General features: G+C 33.4%; 3 protein-coding genes. 1 reads left to right on the top strand and 2 read right to left on the bottom strand.

The window, feature by feature from the left end:
• On the top strand, positions 1-120 hold a 120-nt coding region (locus tag AC1DOS_RS19605; protein ID WP_477538833.1), incomplete at its 5' end, for an IS3 family transposase.
• Positions 121-252: 132 nt separating this feature from the next.
• Here AC1DOS_RS19605 and AC1DOS_RS19600 read toward each other — a convergent pair.
• Together AC1DOS_RS19600 and AC1DOS_RS19595 are read right to left on the bottom strand one after the other, a co-directional pair.
• Positions 253-1,098: a class I SAM-dependent methyltransferase gene (locus AC1DOS_RS19600; RefSeq protein WP_477538832.1), complete on the bottom strand. Its 846-nt coding sequence runs from the start codon at positions 1,096-1,098 to the stop codon at positions 253-255.
• 51 nt (positions 1,099-1,149) lie between these two features.
• Positions 1,150-1,377, bottom strand: a complete 228-nt coding sequence (locus tag AC1DOS_RS19595; protein ID WP_477538831.1) for a hypothetical protein — start codon at positions 1,375-1,377, stop codon at positions 1,150-1,152.
• Positions 1,378-2,133: the final 756 nt, after the last annotated feature.

The raw sequence follows: 2,133 nt of genomic DNA, 5'->3' as shown, positions 1-2,133 counted from the left end.
GAGCTGAAGCAAGCAGTGAATAAGTATATTTATTACTATAACAATGAACGGATAAAAGCAAAATTGACTGGCATGAGCCCGGTTGAATACCGTCTCCATACCAGTCAACTAGCTGCTTAAATATTTCGGTCTAACTTTTAGGGTTCAGTACATTCCTCGGTCCTTTTTTTCGTCTAATTCATTTTTCATTCCTCTATTAAAATCCCAAGTTCTTTCTTGAGTAACAATTCGATAGATATCCATTACGTAATATTATTCAGCTGTAAATGTATAAGTTGACATTGGTTTGATTGCGGTTGTAATAATGGCAGACTCTAATAAATTTATTTGAGATTTAATTAGAGTAGCCATTTTGGCAGGCATATTCTCTACCGTCTTTAGCTCTTCATGGAAATTGGCTAATACTTGTTCAATTTCCCATTTCCCGTCCTGTAACTCAGGTGAGTTTATCGATTTTTCGGCTGTAATATCCCATCCTGCACTTTCAGCAATTTTTCTAATATCCTGTGGTGTAAACAATGTTCGAACATTCGAAAGGCTAGACGTTTTAAAACACTCATATTGTGCTTGTATAAGAACTGATAAAAAGTGAGGGTATTGTTCAACAGATTTAATTCCTGAATCCCACTCTGCAAAACATAACTTGTTCCCCCATCTCCTCAATTTCTTTAGTATGTCATGAAGTTCTTCAGCAGATTTCAAATACCATGAACTATGAGATAATATAATCGAATCAAAATAATTTTCTGGGAATTCGATTGGTGGTGATAATATATCCATGTCAAAATCGATTTTAATTCGATTGCCAATATGAGATTTCTTTAAATAGTTAATTGATTCACCTAATGTTAATGGACTTCCATAATCAGGTGAAGCAATATCAATCCCATGAACAAAGCCTTTTTCTCCAACCAAAAAGGCCAAAACCGCGGTAGTGTCTCCTTGTCCGCAGCCAATTTCTAACACCTTGAACCCTTTCTTAATACCCCAGAAGTCAGCAAGTTTTAATCTGTGTTCAGTCTGTACTCTTTGTATATTGATATCGCCTGAACTTGTCGGCATACAGTCTACAACTTCATCTATAATATTTGCACTCATTATGTCAATCCTCACAATTCTTACATCCGATGATAAAATTTATTGAAAATATTAATTGTTCAATGGGTTATTATTTTTATCATAATAGGTTAATACAGCTGGGAAAGTTTGTTTAAATTGACTTGGGATTTTTTTGTATTTAACAAACACTTCATCTTCCGAGACATCAGAAGTAAAACTGAATTCTTCATGGATCAGTTCAACCGAGATATGATCAATCTTATGGTTACTGTATTTACCGAATAATATCCCGTACATACCCCTATGTTTTTTCTTCATAAGAAATACCATTTGTACCGTGTTCTGAATGCTCCATTTTAAACTTCCCATTTAACCGTTTAATCAAATGAGCATAACCTAAATCATCATTATCCAATTGGAATAAAGCGATATTCGATTTAGAACCATCTAATTGCACAACTTCGATTAATTTCGAATTAATCTCATCGCGATCTCCTCTATTTAACCAGTCGTTTAATCCAGTTTGGATGGATTGTTCATCGGTTTTAAATCCTATTGATTAAAATAAAACATGACATTCGCAAAAGTTTGCATTAGTACTATTATGAAAATAACTTACCTTTTTTGCTCATCATTTATCCTCCATACGTCACCTGACTAGTACTATCCCAACACATTTCTCATCATTTATTTAATTTCGGTAGGATAACAGCTTTTATTATGTGAAGCTGGTAATTTCTTATCTTATCTATAAGTTCGATTTTTTTACTGATTGTTCCTCCTTGTTAAATGAAATTTATATCAAGAACTTAGTGTTCAGTTGCCAAACCAGTATGTTTCAAGAGGAAAAAATTTCATCTTCGTATCAATAGAAATTCTGCTTTTGATAGATCCATGTGCTTTCTTTACAATAATGTGTGATGAATCAAATCTTAGTTACATAGACATATAGAGGCAACTTGTAGAATAAGGAGGGTATATTGTGCACGAGCATAATATTTTGGGAATACAATGGAATCAAGGCAATGTACATGAATATTTTGGGAATACAATGGAATCAAGGCAATGTACATG

Source organism: Paenisporosarcina sp. P5_A11 (assembly GCF_056400705.1).
The sequence above is the reverse complement of the archived record's forward strand: the minus strand, read 5'-3'. Positions and strand labels throughout refer to the sequence as shown.

Excerpts from the sequence above, each read along its gene's own strand:
- AC1DOS_RS19600 (WP_477538832.1), bottom strand. The coding sequence starts at position 1,098 with ATGAGTGCAAATATTATAGATGAAGTTGTAGACTGTATGCCGACAAGT.
- AC1DOS_RS19595 (WP_477538831.1), bottom strand. The coding sequence starts at position 1,377 with ATGAAGAAAAAACATAGGGGTATGTACGGGATATTATTCGGTAAATAC.